Raw genomic sequence first — 8,875 nt, 5'->3', positions numbered from 1 at the left:
ATTCGGGAACCGAGTTATGCGTCCGATATTTGACCGACTTCAGCGCGCGAAATTCCTGGTGCGCACGCTCGTAGAGTTCGCCATCACTATAGCCGGTGGCCCCTCCGCGCGAACCCGGCCGTTCTCGATGCATACCACATGATCCGCATCGCGTACGGATTCCAGGCGATGCGTTATGAGCAGTAAGGTTCGACTCCTGAAGTGCAGCTGGATCGCGCGTCGAATGCTGTCCTCGAGCGTCAGATCGAGCGCGCTCATCGCTTCGTCAAGGATGAGGAATTTTGGATTGCGCACAATCGCGCGTGCAAGACCAAGACGCTGACGCTGACCGCCCGAAAAGCGCAGGCCATGCTGCCCTATCCAGGTGTCGTATTTGTCGGGCAGGGCCTCGACGACCTCTGAAATTCCCGCCACCCGAAGCGCCTGCAGAACCTCCTCTTCGGTGGCGTCGTTCTTGGCCATCCGAACGTTCTCGATCACCGTGCCTTCGATCAGATCGACATCCTGGCCCGCAATCGCGAGCATACCGAGCCAATCCGTCCGGCAAAGGTCTTCGATGGGCCGACCGTCAACCCGTATGACACCCTCGTTGGCCGAATAGAGCCGCAGCAGCAGATTTACGATCGTCGTCTTGCCCGCTCCACTGGCTCCAATGAGCGCAGTGGTTTTCCCCGCCGGAATGTCAAACGAAACATCCGTAAGAGCGGCTTCGCCTCCGGCATCATAGCGGAAAGTCACGTCGCGAAATGAGATGCCTTCGTCCAATGCAGTCACGGCGACGTGCCCGGCCTTGGGGTACTCCTTGTCATCCGTCGACAGCATGTGTCGGATCGACCGAAGCTGAGGCTCGATTTGCGCCATATACAGCAAGTTCCCCTCCAGGTCTCGCATATGCGGCTGCAGTCGATAGAGCAGCGCAACCGCGGTCAAACTCGTCGCAAAGCCGATTCCCCACATGTCTGCGGACGCGATGACGAGAAACAGCACGACAAGATAGCCTACCTCCGTCAGAGGCGAGACCAGGGCGGACAGACGCGCAAGCCGCAGCGCGACCTGTCGCGCCTGTGTCGAAGCCTGCTCGAATCGCCTCTGGTGACTCTCCTCCTGGCCATATGCGCGGATCGTGCGCATACCCTGGAGCGTCATCAGCATGTGCTCCCCCAGTCTTTGATGAACCAGCTTCACGCCGGTGCCCAACTGCTGCATGGGCAACGAAAGATGACGCAATCCGGCCGATACCAGCATCGAGGCAACGATGGCGAGGACGGTCACCTTGATCGAGAGCGCCAACAGAAAGGACGCGAACAGAAAGATCGAACACGAGCTTACGATAATGCGGGTGAGGCTGGCGTATGCTCCAGAAATCACCCATGTCTCAGTTCCCAACACCTCCATGAGATATGCTTCGTCATGGCGTTGAAAGAACGAGTACGAAGTCGAGAGATACTGCAGATGGACGCGGTTGCGTGCGGCTTCATTGATCTGTTCGCCAACACGCGCACTGATGAGTGTGTTGACAAAGGAAAGAGCACCGCGAGCAATGATGAGAAGGAGCAGCACGACGGCAGTTTCGGTCGAGCTGTGAAACCAGTTCGCCGCATACCGGAGCGCCTCGCCCAGCAGGCCGCCGGTAGACGTCGCAAGTTCCACCTGCCCCATGGCGAAATAGAAGAACAGGAGCACGAGGGTGATCCCGACCGTCTCGGCCAACGATGCAGCCAGGCCAAGAACGATCAGCGTCGGCGTCACCCAACGGGGCAGCGGAGCAAGCTTGAGCAGCTTGAACAGTTCGACCAATGCAGCGCTGCGCGCAGCTCTCGATCTTCTCGTATTGTCTGCGTTCTCTGTCATAGCGTTTGATTTGGATCTCCGATCGCAAACGACGACAGGGGATGTCGAACCGCTCTGTGACGCTGATGGCGCCATTTCCACCGTATCTCCGAGACGGTATCTCGTGGCACATCGTGCACGAAAACCCTGAGCGCCAGCATGGGATTCCGTCTGCACAGGAGCCCAAGGATTGAAACGAAGTACCACAACTGACCGCCCGTCAGAGCTCTCCGAAGCAGCCAACGCGCATAGTTTCTGAAGCCCTGATCGAGTAGCGCCGTGCGCCCGGGATGCCGCGTCATGATCTCATCCGCGACCAGCATCCATGACCGGAACATCCGGGTCATGTTGCTCGACATGTTGTTCGGGAGATAGCGATAGCCAATCTGGTACTCGGGCACGACCGCGAAGTGGTACGACTCCGCGACGCGGCAATAGAACAGCAGATCTTCGCAGCCTTCGGCACCCGATGCCCTGAGTCCGCTCTCGAAACCTCGCGCGGCTATGAGCGCTTCCCGGCGAACCAGCGCCGAGCTCCCGTTGCCGATGAAATTTCCCTGACAGAGATAGTCCAGCACCTCGCCCGCATGAAACACCGGATCGGATCTGGCGCTCACGCGACTGTCGACGTCGATCCAATCATACCAGCTGTACACTAGACCAGTCCTTTTTCCCGCATCAAGCAAGACCTGAAGCTGCTGCTCGATCTTGCGGGGCGTCCAGAGATCATCGGCATCAATGAACGCGACGAAGTCCGCGCGCGCCGCCTGCCAGCCGGCATTCCGGGCTGCCGCTACTCCTGCATTACGCTGTTCTATGATTACTATTCGAGAATCCAGATCCAGATGTCGCTGGACGACCGCAACCGTGTCATCCGTGGAGCCGTCGTCCACGACAATGATTTCCAGCTCCCGGTGCGACTGGGATCTGACGCTCCGAAGCGTCTCGTCGATCGTTGCACCGGCATTGAAGGCGGGGATAACCACACTGACCAGGAGCGCACCGATGCTCATTGATATTGCTCCAGGTCGCACGCGAATTTGTCCAGCGTAGAATCGCCTCTGACCTCAATTCGCGGCAGGTCTAATAAATTGTCCTTCAGTGTGGCGGCCCGGCTCACCGTATTGAACAGGGTCCTGTAACCACATTCGGCTGCGAGAAATCCAAGCCGCTGATCAGTGGAGCCAAAAGGAGCAGCAAGCGACGTTATGGGGCGCCCAAGCCATTGCTCCAACTGTGCACGAGATCGCGTCAGTTCCTCGGCGAGATTCCAGGTCGCAAGCTCCTCGCTCCGCGGGTGGCTCGCCAAATGGCTGCCAAAGGCCACGCCCTCGGCGGCAAGCCCGGCAATCCTCGCCGCATCCAGCAGCGAAGCGGGCTCTCCAAACGGTGCATCCCACTCCGCCCGCTTTCCCACGAAGTCGGTCGCAACGAACACCTCTGCCGTGAAATCGTTTGCCTGCAGGATCGGCCATGCATGCTCGGCAAAATCCGCGTACCCGTCGTCGAAGGTGATCAGCACCGGCCTGCCGACGAACGGATGATTGTTGGCCACGAACCAAGCGAGCTGGTCCGAATTGATCGTGTGGTAGCCATTGCGGCGAAGCCACAGCATCTGTTGCCGGAACGCATCGGGAGACAGGCGATACCGCGCCAGTTCACCTGGTCCCTCAAACGCAATTCTGTGGTACATCAGGACCGGGGCGTGCGTGCGTCTTTCGGATTGCGCGACGTCGAACCTGCGCGCGACGGCACCACCCCACACGATGGACCGCGCAACCTCGACATCGATCGGCGCGTTGACGGCCGCAGCTCTTACCTGTGTTTCAGGGATGGATTCGCCCGGGAGTAAACGCCTGAACCGATCGATGCGGTACAGCTCCGTCTCGATCGAGGCCTCCAGCGCAAGTCCGGGCACGCCCCCGATAATCCGCGTAATCGTCTCCGCTCCATACGGACTATCCCAGTCGAGCCCCGTTCGGGCCATGTTGTCCTTCAGCACAAAGGCATGGGCCGCCACGAGGTAACCGCCAGGACGCAGCGCCTGCGCCAATCGCCTCGCGACCGATTCTAGTTCCGCCTCGTCATTAAGGTAGTAAAGGACCTCGGAGCAGATGATCAGCTCGATGTCCTGCGGGAGTGGATCGGCGGACAAGTCCAGTTGAGAGAACTCAATGTTCGGATGTCCATTGCATCGGGCACGGGCGCGATCGAGCGCTTTGGTCGAAATATCGGCGGCCTGGAGACGCTTGACCCTGGGAGCCAATTGCTGCGTGAAATGACCTTCCGCGCACGCAAGCTCAAGAGCACGATCCATCGGCCGGTCTGGAAGGAGCTCGAGCTGCCGGTTGTACTTTTCCTGTTCATACGGCGAACCGTAGTTCCAGGGGTCTTCCTGCTTGAAGAGGTCTTCCCAATATTGCCTGCGTACGGTTGCCTGAGACTTCTCGGCGCGCATCCGGCTGCTGGCATCGGGGATGCCTGAAATGATGAGCGGCCGCGCTTGGCGTGAAGCCCGCAAGTTCAACTCACGCAGCCGCGCTTGGTGCGTATCTCGGCCATCGCGCAACAGAGATCGAACCCGTCCGGTTCGCTTGTGGAGTGCGATTTTTGCCTGAACCAGGCTTCCGATGTGGTCTTTGACCTGGAAATGAACGAGGCCATCGGCAGCCAGCTTGATCCAGAAACGGCCGCCGACAGTGCCGAGGGCGCCAATATCGACCAGCGTCAGGATGCGAGAGCCGTCGCAGAGATAGACGTACAATCGATCAATGGTCCCGACCGGCCTGATGGTGCTGACATGACGAAGGTCGACGCGCGTACCGAGCGTCAATGTGAGGACCCTGGGCGCCGAAACGTCGTCATAGTCGAGCACTTTCCGCTCGATTCTGTATTGGCACTTTCGCCCAGCCGCCGGGTCATTCCATGCACGACCGATTGCAGAGATGAGACCGGTTAAGCTCTCCCCGTATTGCGGCCACCGGTCCGCCAGCTTGGCAGGCACCGTTCTCGCACCGACCATGACGGCATCGAGCAGGACAGCCGTGATTTCGTCTGCCGACGTCTCGGTCTTCGGAATGTGGCTGAGCAGTTCCAGCGAAATATCGAAGGCATTCCTGCGGCCGCAATCAAATCCAGCACACCAAAGCGCGAAATGCGCGTACGCCGCGGCAGCGCTGCCATATGCAGTTGATGCTCCCGCTCGATGTGCGGGTGCCGGCTCTTTCACGCGATCATCATTCGAGAATCCGCGCGCAATGACCACCCGCGCGTCGGCCAGCATACGTTTGACGTCCTGCGTCAGCGAACGGTCGCTCGTCCGGTAATAGCTCAATTTCTCATCGACATGGATCCACCTGCCGCCGCAACGCGCGATCCGTTGCCACAGGTCCCAGTCTTCGCACGAGCGGAGGCTTGCCTCAAAGCCGCCGACCTTTTCGACATTGCTTTTTAAGACGAGCACGGCATGGATGAACGTGGCACACGTGCGAGCGAAACGCTCAAACGCACCGTCCTGGATGGTCGGATCGCTGCGAACGGGTGTCTCACTGCCGTCAGGCATGACCCGGCAACTGTTGCAATAGGCGGCCACCGCCGAGTGATCGAGATCCAGCGCAGCATTCATCCGGGCAAGGAAGGATCGATCAATCCAGTCGTCACTATCCAGGAACAGTATTCGTTCGCCGCGCGCGCTTGAAATTCCCCTGTTGCGGGCGCTCGATGCGCCTGCTCCGTCAGACTTCAGAACGCGAACGCGAGAATCGCGTACCGCATGTTCGGCAATGATCGCGGCCGTGCCATCATTCGATCCGTCATCCACGACGAGAGCCTCCCAGTCGGGGAAGCTCTGCGCGAGCAGGCTGTCAAGCGTTTCAGCAATGGTCGCTTCGGCATTGCGGGCTGCAATCACGACGGACGTACACGGATAGGCCGTCATCTTCGAAACCTTCGGCGATGATAGAACAGCAATCCGGCGAGATATCCCGTCACCTCCTCCTTCAGGAAGCGGTCGCGAACGCTGTCTCCCTCCATGACTTTCCGGAGCAGTCGATACAGGTACCAGCGAGGTTTTTGATAGTAGGCCAGACGCCGATTAGCCGAGATCCCCGTTCGCTCATACTGCACCAAAAGTGCCGCCGCATGACCACGCATGTAGTGATAGATCTGGCTGGCCAGGCCATCCATCGTCCTACGGTGAAAATGGAATGCGACCGACGCCGGAGTGTAACGACAGGTGTAGCCACCCGCGAGCAATCGATACCAGTATTCCGAGTCACCCGAGCAGCCCGCCTGACCGACGTCCAGTCGCTCGTCGAAAAGTCCGACGGTTTGAAACACATCGCGCCTGAACGCCATGCTCGCTCCAGCGCCAATGTCCCATGCCGGAAGAACTCGGTCGCTATGCGATCGGAAGACTGTGCCGTCGTAATCCTGTTCGCAGTAGCCCTTGCCAAATCCCCAATACGTCTCGAAGTGCCGTTGCGCCTCGGTTGCAAGCTCCGCCGGAAGCACCAGTCCCGTCACCGCCCCGATCTGGGGAGAGTCAAACGCGCACGTTAGTTGCTCCAGCCAACGCGGGTGAAGCAACACATCGTCGTCCGTATAGGCGACGATATCTCCGGTTGCCCGGAGCGCGCCGGCATTACGCGCAATATCCAGACCGGGTCTATCCTCGCGAACGTAGGTCACTCCCGCGGCCAACGCCACATCCCGCGTCCGCTGATCGCGCGACGCATTGTCCACCACAATAATCTCTCGCGGAGGATGGGTCTGTTGAGGCAGCGACAGCAAGCATCTGCTCAGCTCGTCCGGACGGTCCCGCGTGCAGATCACCACGCTTGCCGAGAGCCGCGCCTTCGTCGGCGTTCGCACCTTGGAGTCGACCGCTGAGATAAGCGCATCGTCAATATGCTCGATCCTGGAGTCCGTCACCCGGCCTTCATGCATCAGAACATGACCAATCGGCTGATTGGCACGCCAAAATACCGTCATGCCTTCGCTCAATGGCGTTTCCGCAACAGCAGAAGCCGACGCCACGGAGACATGCGTCACGCCCCTTCCCAATCCAATGCCTGCAATGAATGGGCTATCGGTCATCTTCGTGCGACGTCATGCCGGCGGGTTGCTATCGCTCCACCTGAGCGCAGTTTCGATAATGAAATCGATCTGGGATTGCCGTGGCCTCCAACCGAGCTCCTGCTCGACTTTGGCAAAGGAGGCGACAAGCGTGGGCGGATCTCCCGGACGGCGCGGGCCGCGGCGGACGATCGGATCGTTTCCGGAGACACGCTTCACGGCCTGTAGCAGTTCAAGCACGCTCGTGCCGATCCCCGTACCGAGATTGAAGACGTGAGTACCGCCACGAGCTGCCAGCATATTGCCTGCGAGAAGGTGGGCCTGCGCCAGGTCACTGACGTGGATATAGTCCCTGATCGCGCTGCCGTCCGGCGTCGGAAAGTCCGTTCCCAAAATGGTGAAAGGTCGATCGGGTCGGCGCACGGCTTCAATCGCAAGCGGAATGGCATGCGTCTCCGGTTCGTGGCGCTCGCCGATCTCGCCGTCCGGATCGCAACCCGCAGCGTTGAAGTAGCGCAGGGAAGCCGACGACATCCCGTACGCGCGACCAAAGTCCTCCAGCATGCGCTCGATGATCATCTTGGACCATCCATAGGGATTGATTGGCGCTTGCGGATGCGTTTCGTCTATCGGGATGCGATTTGGAATTCCGTAACTGGCACACGTGCTGGAAAAGAGGACGCGCGAGCAGCCGGCCGCTCGCATCGCCTCAAGGAGCGCAAGTGTTCCTCTCGTGTTGTTGTCGTAATAGATGGCGGGATCGGCCACGGACTCGCCGACATAAGACAGCGCAGCAAAATGCGCGACGAGGTCCGGCCTGTGGGTTTCCAGCGTCGCGCGCACGCCGGATGAATTGCGAATGTCGCATTCGATCAGCGGTCCCCAGCGGACGGCATCGCGCCAGCCCCGGGAAAGATTGTCCAGCGTCACGACGTTCCAGCCGGCCATCGCAAACGCTTTGCAACAATGCGAGCCGACGTAGCCGGCACCGCCGGTGACAAGAACGGTCTTCTTCATCTCGTTGCGTCCGCCCGCTGGGCATCGATCGCAAGCGCGGAATTACCGAGATTTGTAGGATCGGCGACATCGTCGCGCATCTGCCTTCGCGCCAACAACACTCAACTCCCTGTCACGAAGCACAACCTTGTTGTTGATCTCCCCGATCTGCCAAATTCCAATCAATTCTTATCCAAATGGATTGTGGCCGCATTCGTACCGTGGAACGGACAGTTGCAAAGGCCCGAAACTCTCGCTGCGAGATGCAGCGACTGAGTCAGCAACTACCTCAACAAACCGACGAACTTTCCGACCTCACACGGCGGCCGCGAGTGCTGCCATACTCGCCTTGCGACATCGCTGCGTAACTATTGTCTCGCTGTGGTTTCGTCCGCGGGATAGAATTGCGCTTGATGCGCTTCCGACAGAACCTGCCCTGTCGGTGATTTCGCCAAGGCAGTCCATTCATACAGGCCAGGATTGCACGGACCGAAAGTGTGGATCGTGCCAAATGGCAAAATACCGTTGCTCGGAACCGGAACATCCTGGCCTCCCATTTCTCGAGCGCCTTGCCTCAACGTTAGCGATATCGAGGTGGAACCCGCGGGAACATTGCGCAGATGAATCTCGGGATTTGGGAACAAAGTGACGCAACCGTGCGCACCGCGCCATGAAAAATCCAGCGTCATCGGATCAGCCGATGCGGGACGACACACGGCAAGCAGCCAAGCCAGGACGACAACAATAACTCTCACATACCACTCCAATTCGTGTTCGCTTCCAATCTTCCAGCGATCGGCCGGACAAACTATCCTCGCAAATAGATCGCCCTTTTAACGCACGATCGGTGAGCACACTCACTTAGTTGCGGCGGCACGAGGAGGCCAAGCCGGGAGGTCACGAGTTGGCCATTCTTCTGGCTGACCGTCCGCTCGTCCTTGGCGTGCATCGAATAACATTCCCGCGCCCGCCC

At 59.3% G+C, this 8,875-nt stretch carries 5 protein-coding genes; all 5 read right to left on the bottom strand.

Annotated elements, in window-relative coordinates:
- Positions 1-39 precede the first annotated feature (39 nt).
- Genes SO139_RS21620 through galE form a run of 5 tightly spaced genes read right to left on the bottom strand, consistent with a single transcriptional unit; the run spans position 40 to position 7,923 of the window.
- Positions 40-1,797, bottom strand: a complete 1,758-nt coding sequence (locus SO139_RS21620; protein ID WP_449380557.1) for an ABC transporter ATP-binding protein — start codon at positions 1,795-1,797, stop codon at positions 40-42.
- Between the two features lie 50 nt (positions 1,798-1,847).
- On the bottom strand, positions 1,848-2,843 hold the full coding sequence (locus tag SO139_RS21615; protein WP_449380558.1) for a glycosyltransferase family 2 protein: 996 nt from the start codon (positions 2,841-2,843) through the stop codon (positions 1,848-1,850).
- Entirely contained in the window at positions 2,840-5,767 is a 2,928-nt protein-coding gene (locus SO139_RS21610; protein WP_449380559.1) for a trifunctional glycosyltransferase/class I SAM-dependent methyltransferase/polysaccharide deacetylase, read from the bottom strand. The genes SO139_RS21615 and SO139_RS21610 overlap by 4 nt, the downstream gene beginning before the upstream one ends.
- Positions 5,764-6,882, bottom strand: coding sequence for a glycosyltransferase family 2 protein (locus tag SO139_RS21605; RefSeq protein WP_498540549.1), 1,119 nt, complete (start codon positions 6,880-6,882; stop codon positions 5,764-5,766). The genes SO139_RS21610 and SO139_RS21605 overlap by 4 nt, the downstream gene beginning before the upstream one ends.
- A gap of 57 nt (positions 6,883-6,939) precedes the next feature.
- Positions 6,940-7,923: a UDP-glucose 4-epimerase GalE gene (gene galE, locus SO139_RS21600; protein ID WP_449380561.1), complete on the bottom strand. Its 984-nt coding sequence runs from the start codon at positions 7,921-7,923 to the stop codon at positions 6,940-6,942.
- Positions 7,924-8,875 lie beyond the last annotated feature (952 nt).

It is taken from the genome of Bradyrhizobium sp. UFLA05-89, assembly GCF_059803475.1.
Note: the sequence above shows the minus strand (reverse complement) of the source record. Positions and strands in the feature narration are given on the sequence as shown.

Coding starts and splice junctions, on each gene's coding strand:
- SO139_RS21615 (WP_449380558.1), bottom strand. CDS start 2,843: ATGAGCATCGGTGCGCTCCTGGTCAGTGTGGTTATCCCCGCCTTCAAT.
- galE (WP_449380561.1), bottom strand. CDS start 7,923: ATGAAGAAGACCGTTCTTGTCACCGGCGGTGCCGGCTACGTCGGCTCG.
- SO139_RS21610 (WP_449380559.1), bottom strand. CDS start 5,767: ATGACGGCCTATCCGTGTACGTCCGTCGTGATTGCAGCCCGCAATGCC.